Origin of the sequence: Luteimicrobium xylanilyticum, from assembly GCF_009429125.1 — a bacterium.
Classification (GTDB): domain Bacteria; phylum Actinomycetota; class Actinomycetes; order Actinomycetales; family Cellulomonadaceae; genus Luteimicrobium; species Luteimicrobium xylanilyticum.
The window spans coordinates 2,022,689-2,039,081 of record NZ_CP045529.1 but is presented as its reverse complement, the minus strand read 5'-3'; the positions used below and the strand labels follow the sequence as shown (position 1 = coordinate 2,039,081).

17 protein-coding genes are annotated in these 16,393 nt (G+C 73.4%); 13 read left to right on the top strand and 4 right to left on the bottom strand.

Annotation, left to right across the window (positions count from 1 at the left end; all coding sequences use genetic code 11):
• Position 1 precedes the first annotated feature (1 nt).
• From KDY119_RS09045 to KDY119_RS09010, 8 genes are all read left to right on the top strand, one after another.
• A complete protein-coding gene (locus tag KDY119_RS09045) occupies positions 2-1,138 on the top strand; it encodes a DUF881 domain-containing protein (RefSeq protein ID WP_153022220.1) in 1,137 nt (378 codons plus the stop codon).
• Positions 1,139-1,284: 146 nt separating this feature from the next.
• A complete protein-coding gene (locus KDY119_RS09040; RefSeq protein WP_051136548.1) occupies positions 1,285-1,764 on the top strand; it encodes an FHA domain-containing protein in 480 nt (159 codons plus the stop codon).
• A complete protein-coding gene (ftsR, locus tag KDY119_RS09035) occupies positions 1,761-2,540 on the top strand; it encodes a transcriptional regulator FtsR (RefSeq protein ID WP_227994588.1) in 780 nt (259 codons plus the stop codon). Before KDY119_RS09040 ends, ftsR begins: the two co-directional genes overlap by 4 nt.
• Positions 2,541-2,586: 46 nt before the next feature.
• Positions 2,587-3,069 (top strand): bifunctional nuclease family protein, encoded by a 483-nt coding sequence (locus tag KDY119_RS09030; RefSeq protein ID WP_036950202.1) that lies wholly within the window; start codon positions 2,587-2,589, stop codon positions 3,067-3,069.
• Between the two features lie 288 nt (positions 3,070-3,357).
• Positions 3,358-3,936: a MerR family transcriptional regulator gene (locus KDY119_RS09025; RefSeq protein WP_036950204.1), complete on the top strand. Its 579-nt coding sequence runs from the start codon at positions 3,358-3,360 to the stop codon at positions 3,934-3,936.
• A gap of 64 nt (positions 3,937-4,000) precedes the next feature.
• On the top strand, positions 4,001-4,804 hold the full coding sequence (locus KDY119_RS09020; RefSeq protein ID WP_051136549.1) for an MBL fold metallo-hydrolase: 804 nt from the start codon (positions 4,001-4,003) through the stop codon (positions 4,802-4,804).
• 138 nt (positions 4,805-4,942) lie between these two features.
• Positions 4,943-6,670 carry an alkaline phosphatase gene (gene phoA / locus KDY119_RS09015; RefSeq protein ID WP_036950206.1) on the top strand — a complete coding sequence of 576 codons (1,728 nt, stop codon included), beginning with the start codon at positions 4,943-4,945 and terminating at the stop codon, positions 6,668-6,670.
• 93 nt (positions 6,671-6,763) lie between these two features.
• Positions 6,764-9,562, top strand: coding sequence for a cation-translocating P-type ATPase (locus KDY119_RS09010; RefSeq protein WP_153022715.1), 2,799 nt, complete (start codon positions 6,764-6,766; stop codon positions 9,560-9,562).
• Here KDY119_RS09010 and KDY119_RS09005 read toward each other — a convergent pair.
• Together KDY119_RS09005 and KDY119_RS09000 are read right to left on the bottom strand one after the other, a co-directional pair.
• Positions 9,540-9,809 (bottom strand): DUF7218 family protein, encoded by a 270-nt coding sequence (locus tag KDY119_RS09005; RefSeq protein WP_036950208.1) that lies wholly within the window; start codon positions 9,807-9,809, stop codon positions 9,540-9,542. The genes KDY119_RS09010 and KDY119_RS09005 overlap by 23 nt on opposite strands.
• 48 nt (positions 9,810-9,857) lie before the next feature.
• Complete coding sequence (locus KDY119_RS09000) at positions 9,858-10,418, bottom strand: hypothetical protein (protein ID WP_051136550.1); 561 nt, start codon at positions 10,416-10,418, stop codon at positions 9,858-9,860.
• Positions 10,419-10,583: 165 nt separating this feature from the next.
• Here KDY119_RS09000 and KDY119_RS08995 point away from each other — a divergent pair, with 165 nt between their 5' ends.
• Genes KDY119_RS08995 through KDY119_RS08985 form a run of 3 tightly spaced genes read left to right on the top strand, consistent with a single transcriptional unit; the run spans position 10,584 to position 13,089 of the window.
• Positions 10,584-11,822, top strand: coding sequence for a sensor histidine kinase (locus KDY119_RS08995; RefSeq protein ID WP_051136551.1), 1,239 nt, complete (start codon positions 10,584-10,586; stop codon positions 11,820-11,822).
• A 19-nt stretch (positions 11,823-11,841) separates the two neighbouring features.
• Positions 11,842-12,522 carry a response regulator gene (locus tag KDY119_RS08990; protein ID WP_036950962.1) on the top strand — a complete coding sequence of 227 codons (681 nt, stop codon included), beginning with the start codon at positions 11,842-11,844 and terminating at the stop codon, positions 12,520-12,522.
• A 9-nt stretch (positions 12,523-12,531) separates the two neighbouring features.
• Positions 12,532-13,089, top strand: a complete 558-nt coding sequence (locus KDY119_RS08985) for a DUF6328 family protein (protein WP_051136552.1) — start codon at positions 12,532-12,534, stop codon at positions 13,087-13,089.
• A 10-nt stretch (positions 13,090-13,099) separates the two neighbouring features.
• Here the strand turns inward: KDY119_RS08985 and KDY119_RS08980 are convergent, their stop codons facing one another.
• Positions 13,100-13,645, bottom strand: a complete 546-nt coding sequence (locus KDY119_RS08980) for an anthrone oxygenase family protein (protein WP_227994586.1) — start codon at positions 13,643-13,645, stop codon at positions 13,100-13,102.
• Between the two features lie 123 nt (positions 13,646-13,768).
• Here KDY119_RS08980 and KDY119_RS08975 point away from each other — a divergent pair, with 123 nt between their 5' ends.
• A complete protein-coding gene (locus KDY119_RS08975) occupies positions 13,769-14,698 on the top strand; it encodes an AraC family transcriptional regulator (protein ID WP_153022219.1) in 930 nt (309 codons plus the stop codon).
• Here the strand turns inward: KDY119_RS08975 and KDY119_RS08970 are convergent.
• Entirely contained in the window at positions 14,670-15,782 is a 1,113-nt protein-coding gene (locus tag KDY119_RS08970) for a tyrosine-type recombinase/integrase (RefSeq protein ID WP_083890833.1), read from the bottom strand. The two genes, KDY119_RS08975 and KDY119_RS08970, sit on opposite strands and share 29 nt — an antisense overlap.
• Positions 15,783-16,092: 310 nt before the next feature.
• On the opposite strand from KDY119_RS08970, the gene KDY119_RS08965 reads away from it, so the two are divergent.
• Positions 16,093-16,326 (top strand): hypothetical protein, encoded by a 234-nt coding sequence (locus KDY119_RS08965; RefSeq protein WP_036950210.1) that lies wholly within the window; start codon positions 16,093-16,095, stop codon positions 16,324-16,326.
• Positions 16,327-16,393 lie beyond the last annotated feature (67 nt).

Below are 16,393 nucleotides of genomic sequence, written 5' to 3'. Positions count from 1 at the left end.
CGTGGGCGAGCCGAAGGATTCGAACGAGCCGGAGCGGGCGGAGCCGGGGCCCGAGGTCACCGCGCCGAGCACCGCGTCCGGCGACGCGCCCCCGAACGACGAAGCCGAGCACGACGCAGCGGAGCACGACGACGCGACGACGACCGCCGACGCCCCGCCTCCGGAGCCGAAGTCTCCCGACGACGCGCCGGGGGACGAAGATCCCGACAGACCCGACACGGCTGACGAGCCGGAGGAGTCCGGCGCGGTCGACCCGACGGCTGCCGAGTCGAGGCCCGAACCGACGAGCGCGCCCGAGGCCGAGCGCCCCGACGACGACGCCCCCGCCCCGGCGCATCACGTCGCCCACCACGCGGCGCACCGTGAGCCCCGGGAGCAGCCGCCGTCCGCGGCGTCGACGGGTGGCCTGCGCGGCTGGTCCGGCCTGCGGACCCTGCTGCGTCCGCGGCTCAACACCTCCCAGCTCATCGTCGCCGTGCTGTGCGCGGCGCTGGGGTTCGCGCTCATCGTCCAGGTGCACCAGAACCAGTCCGACAACCTGTCGTCGCTGCGTCAGTCGGACCTCGTCCGGCTGCTCGACGACGTCACGCAGCGGACGCAGACCCTGGAGAAGGAGCAGAGCGAGCTCACCACGACGCGGGACAAGCTCAAGAGCAGCTCCGGGAGCCAGCAGGCCGCGATCGACCTCGCGACCCAGCGGGCCGAGGTCCAGGGCATCCTCTCGGGGCGGCTGCCCGCCGAGGGGACGGGGATCCGCCTCACGATCAAGCAGGGCACCCAGGTCGTGGGAGCCGCGACCATGTTCAACGTCCTGGAGGAGCTGCGGAACGCAGGAGCCGAGGCCGTGCAGGTCAACGGCGTCCGGCTCGTCGCGTCGAGCTGGTTCGAGGTCCACGGCGACACTCTCGTCGCGGACGGCCAGCCGCTCGCGTCGCCGTACGTGTGGACGGCGATCGGCGATCCGGACACGCTCGCCCCGGCGCTCGGCATCCCGGGCGGCGCGCTGGCCGCCGTCCGGAACACCGGCGCGACGGCCGAGGTCACGACCCCCAAGAAGGTCGAGGTGACGGCCACGCGCGAGCCGGGCACGCCCCAGTACGCGACGCCCAAGCCCGCGGCGACCGGTTCGGGGTCCTGATCCGTGACACCAGCCGGACGCTGCTGTGCGCGACAGCCGTCGCCGCCTACTGTTGTCACCTGAGGTTGTAGTAGGTTTTTCGGTCACGGGCGGAGCCTCCGCCCACGCCGGCCGTGCTGGTCGGTGCCACGTCCCGAGGAGGCGCAATGACAGTTTCCGGCGGTGGCGCGACGGACCCTCGGGGCGGCGACACGACCATCAGCTTCCACCGCACCGACCAGGTGGGGGACATGCCGGAGGAGCCGGCCAGCCGTCGCCGTCCGAACGACGAGGAGTCCGAGACGATCGCGGCGCTCCCGCCTGGCTCGGCGCTCCTCGTGATGCAGCGCGGCGGCGCCGGGGTCGAGCGGATCCTCCTCGACGCGGACCGGGTGAGCGCGGGCCGCAGCGAGCACGCTGACATCTTCCTGGACGACGTGACGGTCTCGCGCAAGCACGCGGAGTTCGTGCGCGAGGGCAGCCGTTTCACGGTGCGCGACACCGGGTCTCTCAACGGCACCTACGTGAACCGTGCCCGAGTGGACGCCGCCCCGCTCTCGACGGGCGACGAGGTCCAGATCGGCAAGTTCCGCCTGACGTACTACCAGAGCCGTGCCGCGGCAGCGGGGACGGGCGGCGAGGCGTGAGCACGTCGTCCGCGCTCGCGAGGGACGACGACCCGGTCGGCTCGGGGCGTGGTGGTCTGCGGGCCTGGCCGCCCGGTGTGGCGCGGACACCGACGATGCGCATCTCGGACGTGCTGCGCGCGCTCCGGGACGACTTCCCGTCGGTCAGCCACTCCAAGCTCCGGTTCCTCGAGGAGCAGGGGCTCGTGGAGCCGGTGCGGACGGCGGCGGGCTACCGCCAGTACAGTCCGGCGGACGTCGAGCGGATCCGTTTCGTCCTCGTCGAGCAGCGTGAGCGCTATCTGCCGCTCAAGGTGATCAAGGACCGCCTCGAGGAGCTCGACGCCGGTGAGATCGAGCTCGGTCGTCCCGCGACGCGCAGCCACGAGCCGCGTGTCCGCGAGGTGCGCGCGCCGGAAGGCGGGGAGCGCCCGGCGCCGGTGGCCCCCGCGCCCGGCGAGCCCGAGACCGAGATCGACCGGGCGCTCGTCGACGGGCTCGTCTCCGCGGGCGTGTTGCGGCCCGGCCCCGGCGGGCGCCTCGACGAGACGGCCACCGAGATCCTCCGGGCGGCGAGCGCGCTCGGGCGGTACGGCATCGAGCCGCGCCACCTGCGGTCGTTGCGCACGGCCCTCGACCGTGAGGTCGCGCTCGCCCGGCAGGTGGTCGCGCCGCTGCGGAGCCAGCAGTCGCCCGCGGCCCGGGCGCGTGCGGACGAGACGGCGGACGAGATCGGCGACCTCTTCGTCCGGTTGCACGCCGCGTGGCTGCGTCAGGAGATCACCGACCTCGCGTGACGCGGTCGTCATTCCCGTCGGCGGGCGGCCGTCGTACGGTGGAGTGATGGCCGGTGACGACCCCATGGTTCCTGTCGACGTCCTGGGCGTGCGCCAGCTCGGCGACCAGGAGGTCGTCGTGCTGCTGCTCGACGCGCGCTCCGGGCTGGTGGTGCCGATCGCGATCGGCCCGCGGGAGGCGTCGGCCATCGCGAGCGCCCAGGCCGGTGTGGTGCCGCCTCGTCCGATGACGCACGACCTGCTGCGCGACGTCCTGCGGGCGACGGGCGTGCTCCTGGAGAGCACCCAGGTGGTGGCGCTGAGGGACGGCGTGTTCTTCGCCGAGCTGGCACTGTCCAACGGGGAGCGGGTGGACTCGCGCGCCTCGGACGCGATCGCTCTGGCGGTGCGGACGGGTGCGCCGGTGCTGTGTGCTGCGGAGGTCGTGGCACGGGCCGGCGTGGAGGTCGTCGACGACGACGGCGCGCGTGAGGTCGAGCGGTTCCGGTCCTTCCTGGACGGGGTCGAGCCGGAGGACTTCGGCCCGTGACCGTACCTTCGACCTCAGGTCGAGGTCGAAGGAGGAGCTGCCGGAGCGAAGCCCGCACGCGGCGACCCTCAGGTGGAGGGTGAGAGTTGGAGACCGAGCCGGAACCTCCGGTCGAGGCTCCGGCTGTGGACGTCGGACGGCGATGTCGCGACACGCCCGATACGCTGAGAGGCGCGGTCGTTGACCGACCCCCCTGCCACCCCTAGCGTGGATGGGAGTCGAGCGGCCCCGGCGCCATCGAGGCGCCGCGAGCAGGCCGAGGACGCAGGGCCCGGTAGGAGGCACAGCATGAGCAGCAAGGGTGAGGCGGGCGCGACCAGCGCACCCGTGCCGCAGGGTGCCCAGGGACTCCTGTTCGGTGACGCGATCGCGGAGCAGGACGAGTCGATCGGCTACCGCGGCCCGACGGCTTGCCGGGCGGCGGGGATCACCTACCGCCAGCTCGACTACTGGGCGCGCACCGGACTCGTCGAGCCCAGCGTCAAGTCGGCGCAGGGCTCCGGGTCGCACCGCCTGTACGGCTTCCGGGACATCCTCGTCCTGAAGATCGTCAAGCGTCTCCTGGACACGGGCGTCTCGCTGCAGCAGATCCGGACCGCCGTGCAGACGCTGCGCGAGCGCGGCGTGAACGACCTCGCGGGCATCACCCTGATGAGCGACGGCGCGAGCGTCTACGAGTGCACGTCCGCCGACGAGGTCATCGACCTGGTCCAGGGCGGGCAGGGGGTCTTCGGCATCGCGGTCGGTCGGGTGTGGCGCGAGGTCGAGGGGACGCTCGCGGAGCTGCCGACGGAGAGCCTCGAGGACGCCACGTCGGACGTCGAGGACGAGCTCGCCGCGCGTCGTCGGGCACGTAGCGCGAGCTGACCCGGCGTCGGTCCGGTGACCGGACCGACGCGCCCCACGGACCGCCGAGGCGGACGATAGGGGCATGAAGCTCGAGATCCTGGGCCATGCCTGCGCCCGCCTGACCGACCGTTCCGGTGCACTCGTGATCGACCCGGGCGCCTTCTCGTCGCCCGACGCCCTCGCGTCGGTCGACGCGGTGCTCGTCACGCACGAGCACGCGGACCACGTCGACATCGAACCGCTGCTCACCGCCCTGGCCGAGCGGCCGCACGTGGAGGTCTGGGCGCCTGCGGCCGTCGTCGCCGCCCTCCAGACGCGCGGCGTCGAGCTGCAGCGGCTCCACGAGGCCGTCCCCGGGACGGCGCTGCGGGTCCTGGGCCACGACGTCGACGTCGTGGGCGGCACGCACGCGACGATCCACGCGGACCTGCCGCGGATCGCGAACGTGGGGTACGTCGTCGACGGAGCCGTCCTGCACCCCGGGGACGCGTTCGTGGAGCTGCCGCACGGGGCGCGGGTACACGTCGTGCTGACGCCCGTGTCCGGCCCCTGGCTCAAGCTCGCCGAGGTCGTCGACTGGGTGCGGGCGCTGCAGCCCACGGTCGTGGTGCCGATCCACGACGCTCTGCTGTCCCCGATCGGCCGGGGTTCCGTGCTCCGTCAGCTCGGGCCGGAGGGGCTTGGCGGGGGCTGGGGCTGGACCGTCGTCGACCTGTCCGACGACGGCGCGGCCCTGGACGTCGAGCCGGACCCCGCGGCCCGTGCTCCCCTCGTGGCGCACGAGCTCGAGCTCGCGCACCCGGAGTTCGGCGACGCCCCGGTGCTCGAGCGGGACGAGACGGTCGCGCCCCGACCGGAGGAGGACGCAGCCGACGCGGATCGCTGACCGCGCTCGCGCCCCGGGCTCACAGGCGCTCCACATCGTTCACCCCGCCGACGCCGCGGCGTCGGCCGGGGGACACCTCGGTCCGGTCGACTGGTCGGGCGGCAGACGTTGCCGCACCGACCAGTCGAAAGGGACATCATGCGCCCGACCCGCGCCGGCCGTCGTGCCGGCCTCGCCATGGCACTCGTCGGAGGGCTCGCCGTCGCCACGACGGCGGCCACCGCGCTCGGCACCGACCTGACCGGGCACGGAGACGCCCGCCGTCTCGACGGCGACCAGACGTCGTCGATCAAGCACGAGGTCAAGGGCGGAGCCGCCCGCAACGTGATCCTGCTGATCGGGGACGGGATGGGCGACTCCGAGATCACGCTCGCCCGCGACTACCAGTACGGCGCGGCCGGGCGGCTGCCCGGGATCGACGCGCTGCCCCTCACCGGCCAGTACACGACCTACTCGCTCGACCGGAGCAACGGCCGGCCCGACTACGTGACCGACTCCGCGGCGTCGGGCTCGGGGTGGGCGACCGGCACCAAGACCTACAACGGCGCGATCTCGGTCGACGTCGACGGCGACGCGCAGCGCAGCCTCCTCGAGATCGCGCGGGCAAACGGCTTGCGCACGGGCGACGTGACGACCGCGGAGCTCCAGGACGCCACCCCGGCCGTCCAGGTGGCGCACGTGTCCGAGCGCGGCTGCTACGCGCCGTCGTCGACCACGAAGAAGTGCCCGGAGAACGCGCTCGAGAACGGCGGCGCCGGCTCGATCACCGAACAGCTCCTCGGGGCGCGCGCGGACGTCACCCTCGGGGGCGGCGCCGCGTCGTTCCGCGAGACCGCGAAGGCCGGCCAGTGGCAGGGCAAGACGCTGCTGGACCAGGCGAAGGCGCGCGGCTACCAGGTCGTGACCGACGCCGCCGGTCTCGCCAAGGTCGCGACCGCCGACCAGAAGACCCCGGTCCTGGGCCTGTTCGCCGACGGCAACTTCGCGACCCGGTGGTCCGGGCCGCTCGCCACGCACACCGGCGGCGCCGAGACCCCCGTGCGCTGCACGGCGAACCCCGCGCTGCCCGCCACCCAGCCGAAGCTCGCCGACATGACGTCGAAGGCCATCTCGCTGCTCGACGACCGGGGCGCGAAGAAGGGCTTCTTCCTCCAGGTCGAGGGCGCGAGCATCGACAAGCAGGACCACGCCGCGAACCCGTGCGGCCAGATCGGTGAGACCGTCGACCTCGACGAGGCCGTGCAGGCCGCGCTCGACTTCGCGAAGAAGGACGGCCACACGCTCGTCGTCGTGACCGCCGACCACGGCCACTCGAGCCAGATCGTCTACCCGGGGACCACGACACCGGGCCTGACCCGCACGCTCGTGACCGCCGACGACCAGCCGCTCACCGTCGCGTACGGGACGGCCGACGAGGGAGGCTCGCAGGACCACACGGGCACCCAGGTCCGGGTCGCGGGCTACGGTCCGCGGGCGGCGAACGTCGTCGGGCTGACGGACCAGACGGACCTGTTCTTCACGATCCGCGACGCGCTGCGCCTCGACGCCGACAAGCCCGCGCCCGAAGAGGCGACCGTCGACAACGTCAACGTGAGCGACGGTGCCCGGCTCAAGGGCAGGGTGACGGTCAAGGTCACGACGAACGTCGAGCCGAAGTACACCTACATCGAGCTCAACCAGGGCGGCCGCTGGCTCACCGACAACACCAAGGCGCCGGGGAGCACGCAGGCCGGCAAGCGGCCGACGCTCGTCCTCGACACGCGCGACTACCCGGACGGCGCGTACCAGCTCAAGATCGACGTCGTCGGGCACGACGGCGTGACGAGCGAGAAGGTCGTGCACTTCACGATCGCGAACCACCGCTGACGGGCGACCGCCTGCTCGGCCCCGCACCCGACGCCGCCGACGGCGCCGGGTGCGGGGCCCCGCTTCGCGGTCTTGAATGAGGACGTGACCGCCGTGCCCGCCCCGCCGCCCGCACCCACCGCCGCCACCCGGGCGGTCGCGACCCCCTGGGCGAGGCCGGCCCCCGAGGTCGCGGCCGAGCTCGGCTCGAGCGCCGGCGGTCTCGGCTCGGCGTCCGCCGCTCGACGCCTCGCCGACGTCGGCCCGAACGAGCTCCCGCCGCCCGAGCGACCGCCGCTCTGGCGGCGGGTCCTCGCCCAGTTCCAGGACGTCCTCGTGTACGTCCTGCTGGTCTCCGCCGGGCTCAAGGCGATCCTCGGCGAGTGGATCGACTTCACGATCATCCTGCTCGTCGCCGTCGTGAACGCCGCGGTCGGGTTCATCCAGGAGGGGCGGGCGGAGAGCGCGCTGGAGGGCATCCGCCAGATGCTCTCGCCCTCGGCCGAGGTGCTGCGCGACGGCGCGTGGGCGACGGTCGACGCGGCGCACGTGGTCCCCGGCGACGTCGTGCGTGTGCGGCCGGGGGAGCGCGTCCCCGCCGACGTGCGGGTGCTCGAGGCCACGAACCTCCGCGTCGAGGAGTCCGCCCTGACGGGCGAGGCGCTGGCGACCGAGAAGGACCCCGTCCCGGTGGACCCGCAGGCCGGTGTCGGCGACCGCAGCAGCATGCTGTTCTCCGGCACGATCGTCGTGGCCGGCACGGGCTCGGGGGTCGTCGTCGAGACGGGAGCCTCGACCGAGCTCGGGCGGATCCAGGGCCTCGTGGCCGAGGCCGACGAGCTGTCGACACCGCTGACCCGGCAGCTCGGGCGGTTCGGCACCGCGATCGCGCTCCTCATCCTCGTGCTCGGCGTGGTCATGGCCGTGATCGGGCACACCCTGCACCACTTCTCGGTCGACGAGCTCCTGTCGGCGTCGATCGGGTTCGCGGTCGCGGCGGTGCCCGAGGGCCTGCCCGCACTGGTGACCATCACGCTCGCGCTGGGCGTCCAGCAGATGGCTCGGCGCAACGCGATCACCCGACGCCTGCCGTCGGTCGAGACGCTGGGGGCGGTCACGACGATCTGCTCTGACAAGACGGGCACGCTCACCAAGAACGAGATGACGGCACGGGTCGTGCGGACCGCTGACGGGACCTTCGACGTCGACGGCGCCGGGTACGCGCCGGAGGGCGCTGTGACGTCGTCGGGCGGGGTGCAGGCGGCGCTGGGCGACCACCCTGACCTTCGCTCCGTCGTCGAGGCGGTGGCCCTGTGCAACGACGCCGAGGTCGTCCCGGGCGCCGGCGGCTGGGCCCTGGTCGGCGAGCCCACGGAGGGCGCCCTGCGCACGCTCGCGCTCAAGGCGGGCGAGGACGGTGCCGGCTGGGACCGCGTCGCGGTCGTGCCCTTCGACTCCGCGGTCAAGTACATGGCGACGCTCGACGCCCGGGGGAGCGGCGCCGTCGTGCACGTCAAAGGTGCGCCGGACCGGGTGCTCGCCCGGTGCGCGAGCCAGGTGGGCGCGGACGGCACGGCCGAGCCGCTCGATCCGGCGTTCTGGGAGGGCGAGGTGGAGGCACTCGGGGCACGCGGCCTGCGCGTCCTCGCCGCAGCCCGCCGAACGGCGCCCGACGGCGCGCGCGGCGTCCACGACGACGACCTCCACGAGCTCGAGCTCTGCGGGCTGATCGGGATCGTCGACCCGCCGCGGCCGGAGGCCGTCGTGGCCATCGCGGACTGCCACCGCGCGGGCATCGCGGTCAAGATGATCACCGGCGACCACCCCGGGACGGCCGTCGCGATCGCCAAGGAGCTCGGCATCCTCGACAGCGCCGGCCGACCCCTCGGACCAGGCACGCCCGACGAGGACACCGCCCCCGCGGTCCTGACCGGAGCCGAGCTCGAGGCCCTCTCGACCGTGCAGCTGCGCGCCGTCGTGCTGGACGTCGACGTCTACGCGCGCACGAGCCCCGAGCACAAGATCCGGATCGTCTCGGCCCTCCAGGCGCACCGCCAGGTCGTCGCCATGACGGGAGACGGCGTGAACGACGCCCCTGCCCTCAGCCAGGCCGACGTCGGGGTCGCGATGGGGATCAAGGGGACCGAGGCGACCAAGGAGGCCGCCGACGTCGTGCTCGCGGACGACAACTTCGCGACCATCGAGCGAGCGGTCGAGGAGGGGCGCCGGATCTACGACAACGTCCGCAAGTCGGTCCTCTTCCTGCTGCCGACCAACGGCGCGCAGGCCCTCGTCATCCTCGTGGCCGTCCTGTTCGGGCTGACGCTGCCCCTCACGCCCGTCCAGGTGCTCTGGGTCAACATGGTCACCGCCGTCACGCTGTCCCTCGCGCTCGCGTACGAGTCGGCCGAGCCGGGCATCATGGACCGGCCGCCGCGTGACCCGGACGAGTCGCTCGTCGGGAGAGCGGCCCTCGGCCGGATCCTGCTCGTCTCCGCCGTCATCGGCGGGGCGACCCTCGTCGTGTTCTTCACCGAGCGGGCGGGCAACATGAGCGTCGCGCAGGCGCAGACCACCGCCGTCACGACCCTCGTCCTCGGACAGCTCGCCTACCTGTTCAACTGCCGGTTCCTCGGCCGCTCGAGCCTCACGCTCGACGTGCTGCGCGGCAACCGCGTCCTGTGGATCTCGGCCGGTGCGCTCGTCGTGCTGCAGCTGCTCTTCGTCTACGTGCCCTTCATGCACACGGTCTTCGACTCGGCGTCCGTGGGCTGGCGCGGCTGGTGGGTCCCGCTCCTCCTGGCCGTGGCGGTGTTCGGTTTCGTCGAAGCCGTCAAGGCGCTGAGCAGGCGGCGAGAGCGTTCACGTCTCGCCGCCGCTCACAGCCCGGTCAGTGGTTCCGTAGCGCCTTGACCAGCTCGGCCTTCTTCATCGACGAGCGGCCCTCGATCCCGATCTCGGAGGCCCGTTTGCGCAGGTCGGCAACCGTCCAGTCCCCGTAGGACCCGGACTCCCCGCCCTTCTTGCCGACCTTCGAGCGCGAGCTCCCGGCGGCTGCGTTCGCGATGCGTGCGCTCTTCTCTTTCGAGTTCCCCTCGTCGCGGAGCTCCTCGTACAGCTTCTTGTCCTTGACGCTCGGTCCAGGGCTGCGCTTCGGCATGGTCCGCCTCCCGGTGGATGGTTGGGCCCGGTGCGCCGGTCGCGGCGATCACCTCGTCTCCACCTTGCCCATGCCCGACGGCGTCCGCACGGCGGCGGGCCGCAGGAGCAGCCCGTGGAGGGCGAGGGCGGCCACCGCCATCAGGAGCACGACATCGAGGTAGTGGCAGTACATCGCACCGAGGTACGACGGACCGCCCCACGCGTTCGCCGTGAAGTTCGGGTCGAGCCCTGCGATCACCTGCTCGCCTGCCCGAAAGATCCCGAACAGGAAGATCCACGCGAACGGCAGAGAGACGACGGTGCGGACAGCCGCGCCGGGGCTCCGGACGGCCTCGCGCAGCGTGAGCCGGACACGCGCGCCCGCGGCCCGGGTGAACGGGACCCGCACGGACCGGACGAGACAGCCACGGACCGCGAGCAGAGCGACCACCGCGACCGCGAGCGCCGTGAGGATGAGGTGCACGGTCCAGGCCGACGTGTCGCCGTGGTGGACCTCTGGGGTGTCGCTGCGACGGGCGTAGATGCCCGCGCCCGAGACGATCCCGGCGGCGAACAGCGCGGCGGACGTGAGGACGATCGGACGGGAGAGCCGGTTCGGTGTGTTCATGGCTCGAGCCTCCCGCCCGGTCCTGCGAGAGGACGTCCTGCTCGCGGACGGAGCCCGGCGTCGTCCCGGAGGACGACGCCGGGCGCAGACCGTCCCGGAGGATGACGCGGCTCGTCGTCCTCGAGGAGGACGACGCCGCCGGGCCGCGACCCTAGGGTCGGTGCCATGACCCTCCTCGTCGCGCCCCCGACCACCCGGCGGCACCGGGCCGGGCCGTGGCTCGACGTCGCTCTGGCCGTGGCCACGTTCGCGCTGTTCACCGTGCCGGTCCTGGCATCGCCGCCGTCCGACGCCCACCCCCTCGCGACCCCCCTGCTGGGGCTGCTCGTGGCGGCCCCGCTGGCCTGGGCGCCTCGCGCACCCGTCCCCGCGCTCGCCCTCGTCAGTGCCGGTCTCGTCGCCGCGGCCCTCACTGGCGTCCGGGTGACGCCGTTCGTGAGCGACCTCGGCCCCGCCCTCGGAATCGCCGCCTACGTCTGCGCGGTCCGGCTGCCGCGCCGGACCGCGATCCTCGCCGTCGCCACCGCCGCGATCACCGTGAGCGCGGCCGACCTTGTCTCGTACTTCGTGCAGCCGGACCGGGACCAGGACATCGTCCAGCTCCTCGTCGCCGGTGCGGGGTGGTTCGTCGGCGACGTCGTGCGGACCCGGCGCCGGCTCGCGGCGGCACTCGCCGCCGAGGAGGCGCGGCTCGCCCGCGAGGCCGACGCGCGGGTCCGTGCCGAGGAGCGGCTGCGCGTGTCCCGCGACGTCCACGACGTCGTGTCCCACACCCTGTCGCTGGTCGCGGTCCGGGCAGGCGTGGGCAGGCTCCTCCTCGACGACGACCCGGAGCAGGCGCGAGCCGCGCTCGCCACGATCGAAGACACCAGCCGTAGGGCGCTGTCCGAGCTCCGCGGTGTCCTCGCCGGGCTCCGGGACGTCGGTGGAGACGCGCCCGTGTCCGAGCCCACGCTCGACGACGTCCCCGCCCTCGCGGCCTCCGTCGCCGACGCCGGACTGACGGTCGAGCTGAGGACCGAGGGCGAGGCGACCTACGACCGGCTCCTCGAGACGTCCGCGTATCGGGTCGTCCAGGAGGCGCTCACGAACGTCGTCAAGCACGCACCGAGGGCCGACGTGCGCGTCGAGATCCGCCGCGCTGATCCGCTCGTGGTCACCGTCGAGGACACCGGAGCCGCGGATGCCGACGGCACCTCACCTTCGTCAGCGCTCGCCGGGTCCGGGCTGGGCGTCGAGGGCATCCGCGCGCGAGTCGCGCTGCACGGTGGGCGTGCGAGCGCCGGTCCGCTCGACGGCGGCGGCTGGCGCGTGGAGGCCGTGTTCGGGCCCGTCCCGGGCGAGCAGGCGGGCACGCACCATACTGGGGAGCGTGCCGGACGAGCCCAGCCTCCTGATGCCTGACGACCGGTCGGCGAGCGAGATGGCCGCGCAGACGCGGGTGCTCGTCGTCGACGACGAGGCCCTGGTCCGGGCGGGTTTCCGTGCGCTCGTCGCGTCGGCGCCCGACCTCGAGGTCGTGGGCGAGGCGTCCCACGGCGCGGACGCGGTACGGCAGGCTCGGGCACTGCGCCCCGACGTGGTGCTCATGGACCTGCGCATGCCCGTGATGGACGGTCTCGAGGCGACCCGCTACCTCGCGAACGAGCCCGACGGTCCGCGCGTGCTCGTCGTGACGACGTTCGACCACGACGAGCACGTGTTCCAGGCGCTGCGGGCCGGCGCGAGCGGATTCGTGCTCAAGGACACGCCGCCCGAGCGCCTGCTCGACGCGATCCGTGTCGTCGCGGCGGGGGAGTCGCTCCTCGCGCCGAGCGTGACGACGCAACTGGTGTCGGCGTTCGTCCGGCAGGCACCGGCAGCGCCGGCGCCCGACGACGGCCGCCTGGCCGGCCTGACCGAGCGCGAGAAGGAGGTGCTCGCCCTCGTCGCTCGTGGCCGGTCGAACGCCGAGCTCGCCGCCGAGCTCGTCGTCGAGGTCACCACGGTGAAGACGCACGTGAGCCGGCTCCTGACGAAGCTGGGGGCGCGCGACCGAGCCCAGCTCGTTGTCGCGGCGTACGAGTCGGGCCTCGTCGCGCCGTCGGCCCGAACCGACGGATAGCGTGGGATCGTGCGCGACGACGCTGCGCCCGGCGGCACGGCCGGGGACGAGGGACCTGACGAGGGTCCATGGGCGCCCGACGACGCCGGCCGCCACGAGACCGTGGCCGAGCGGCTCGACCGGAACTGGAACGAGCTCCTGCAGGAGCTGCGGGTCACGCAGACCGGCGCCCAGGTCCTCACCGGGTTCCTCCTGACCGTCCCGTTCCAGCAGCGCTTCGGGCGCCTGGACGACCTCGAGGTCGTGACCTACCTCGTGCTCGTCGCGCTCTCGACGACGGCGATCGGGCTGCTCGTGGCGCCGGTGAGCCTGCACCGGTTCCTGTTCCGGAGACAGCTCAAGCGCGAGACCGTGGTGCTCGGGCACCGCCTCGCCCGGCTCGGCCTGCTCGCGCTCGGCCTGACCATCGTCGGCTGCGTGTTCTTCCTCTTCGACGTGGTGATCTCGCCGCTCGCCGGGGCGGTCGCCGGGGGAGTGGCGCTGTGCGGGCTGTTCGGGCTGTGGGTCCTCCTGCCGTTGACGGTCGCTCGACGCACGGCCCTCGGCTCGACGCCCCCGGCTGTCTGACCGGACACGCTCAGCGGGCCAGGGTCATGACCGCGTCTGTGACGCTCTCGGCTGCGGACCCCGCCCTCGGCGCGGCAGTCCGCCCCGCGAAAGCGCAGGCGGCGAGCAGGAGCGTGACGGTCGAGGCGACCGCGCGTACCGCGTTGCCCGTGTTCCACCGCCCCACGAAGCTCGCCCAGACGGCGGCCGGGTCGGCGTGCGGCGACGCAGCCGCGAGCGTCTGGTTGAGCGGGACGTTCACCGCGCCCGTCGTGACGATCGTCCCGACGACGTAGACGGCCGCCGCCACGAGCAGCAGAAGCCCCGCGGTGCGCTGGCCCGAGCGCAGCGCGAGGAACCCCGCGACCGCGGCGAAGACGGGCACGAGCATGAACACGGCGAGGAAGAGCGGGTTCTCGATCCGAGCGTTGATGTGGCGCATCGCCGAGACGGCCGTCGCCGGGCTCGCCGCGGACAGCCCCGGCATCACACCCACCGCGAAGGCGAAGAACGTGCCGGCCATCGCACCGGCGGAAAGGACGGTCAGGCAGGTCAGGACGGCGGTCAGAGGACGCACGGCAGCTCCTTGGTGGTGAGTCGGCGGCCCTTTCGACCGCCCTGCGACGAGTCAACCGGCATCGACGACGCGCCGACATGGGCCAGACGCTCACCCCCATACGCGAGCGTCTACGGTGACGGGGTGGACCCGCTGACCGCCCTGCTCGACGGCCCTCGCGCCCGGGGGGCGTTCCTGCTGCGAGCGTCGTTCGACCCGCCCTGGTCGGTGCGGGTCGCCGACGAAGCCCCCGCGACCGTCGTCGCCGTCACGCACGGCACCGCCTCGTTCGAGTCCGACGCAGGACCGCGCGTCACGCTCGGGCCCGGCGACGTCGTCGTCGTGCCAGGACCCGTCCCGTACACGATGGCGCACGTCCCCGGGGCCCCACCGGACGTCGTCGTGCACCCGGGCCAGGTGTGCCGGACGCCGGCGGGCGAGCCCATGACCGAGCGCATGACCCTCGGACTGCGCGCGTGGGGCACCGCGGTCCCGGGCGAGGCGCGGATGCTCGTCGGCACCTACCCGCTACCCGACGCCACGAGCCGGCGCATCCTCGCCGGCCTGCCACCGCTCGCGGTCCTCGGGCCGGCCGGCGCCGCGCGGCGGCTCGTGGGCGTGCTCGACGACGAGCTCGACCGCGACGAGCCCGGGCAGGAGGTCGTCCTCGACCGGGTGCTCGACCTGCTGCTCGTGACCGCGCTGCGGGACTGGTTCGCGATGCCGGACACGGACCGGCCGGGCTGGCTCCGCGCCGCCCACGACCCCGACGTCGGACGGGCGCTCGCGGTCATCCACGACGAACCCGCCCACGCCTGGACCGTGGAGGCGCTCGCGCGGCGGGCGGGGATGTCGCGCGCCGCGTTCGCGCGACGGTTCCGCGAGCTGGTCGGGGAGACGCCGCTCGGCTATCTCACGGGTGTGCGGCTCGCGCTGGCCGCGGACCTGCTGTCGTCGTCCGACGCGACGCTCGAGACGGTGGCCCGGCGCGTGGGCTACGCGACCCCGTTCGCGCTCAGCGCCGCGTTCAAGCGGGTGCACGGGCTCAGCCCGCAGCAGTACCGGGATCGCTGACCGGGAGGACGGGTGGCTCGTCGGTCGCCGCGCCGCCCGGTGCCTCCGAGCGCATCGTGAGGGGGTGCGAGGCGATCGCCGCCGCGAGCTCGCCCTCGATCCGGTCGAGGTACACGCCCGTCGTGGCGATCGACGCGTGCCCCAGGAGTTCCGCGACGACCTTGACGTCCCAGCCGTGCGCCACGAGCAGGGTCGCGGTCGTGTGCCGCAGCGCGTGGGGCGTGGCACCCCGGCGAAGGTCCCCGGGGACGCGCCCCATCGCGCGGGTGAGGAGGGCACGGACGGACTGGGCGTCCATGCGGCGGCCACGCCAGCTCAGGAGGAGCGCGCGCTGGGCGTCGGCCGTGACGTCGCCGCGAGCGAGCAGGGTCGGGCGGAGGGTCGCGAGGTAGTCGCCGAGCGCCTCCTCGAGGGGCGCCGAGAGGCTCACGGTGCGGACCGAGCCTCCCTTGCCGCGGATCCGCCAGCGCGCCGCGCCAGGCTCGCGGACGACGTCGTCGAGGTCGGTGCGGACCAGCTCGGAGACGCGCGGGCCGAGGACGAGCAGGAGGGCGATCACGAGCCGGTCCCGGATCGCGAGGTCCTGGTCGCGGCGCACGGGCTGCTCGTGCATGGCACCCTCCGTCGCGTCCAGCAGGGCCTTGGCCGACGACGCAGGCAGAGCCGTACGCTCGACTCGCAGGCCGCCGCGCGTCCGGGCCGGAGGAGCGGCCCACAGGAAGGGGTTGGCCTGGACCCAGGCGTGCTTCGTGGCGTGGGTGAAGAAGCGCGAGACGGACTGGCGGAAGCGGTTGACGGTCGCGGTCGACTTGCCGGGGCCGCCCGGCTTGCCCGCAGGGTCGCCGTAGCGCGCGTCGGGGGCGAGCTGGTAGCGCACGAGGACGTCGTCGAGATCCTCACCGGAGATGTCGTCGAGGATGCGATCGGGGCCCGCGAGGACGGAGAACTCGCGCAGGTCACGGGTGTAGGTGTCGCGCGTCGTGGGGGAGAGGATGCCGCGCAAGGTCTCGGAGTCGACGACCGTGCGGTAGCGGCGGACGGCCTCGGCGACGGTGAGCCGGACGACGCGGGGTGGCGCGGCCACGAGAACCTCCTGTGCATCGGGACGGGTCGACCGTAGGGGACGGGTCCGACATCGCGGGCGGAGGCCCGATCGTCTGAGAAGTCATGAATCGTCGCGAGACCGTTGTGTTGAGATATACAAAATAGTATCAATCGGACACGTCGCGTCCGGTAGGAGCGTCAGAGCCGGGGCGCGGCGCCGTCGGTTGTCCGTCGCACGCCCGGAGGGGAGCCCACTCATGAGCACGCTCGTCGACCGTCCCCATTACGGCACTCGTGGTGATCGACGTCCGGAACGAGGTGTGGTGGGCGTCGCCTAGCGTCGCGACGACGTGGTCGCGAATGTCGCGACGCTCGTCGACAAGGCGCGCCGCCGACGTGCGGACTCGTTCGAGAACACGGACCTCGATCTGTCGGGGTACGGCACACCGACGCCCGATCTCGTCATCGCGCACACCAACCTGTCCTGGGAGAACCACCAGGCACCGAGGCGCAGCGCGGGGACGGTCGCGACCGACGACGTCAGGTTCGGAGCGATGACGGACGCCCGGACAGCGAGCGTGTGAGACGGCGCTCTGGCCGTCCGGAGCTCAATCGTCAAGCCGGTAGGGGTGGGATCATCCGATCGAAATG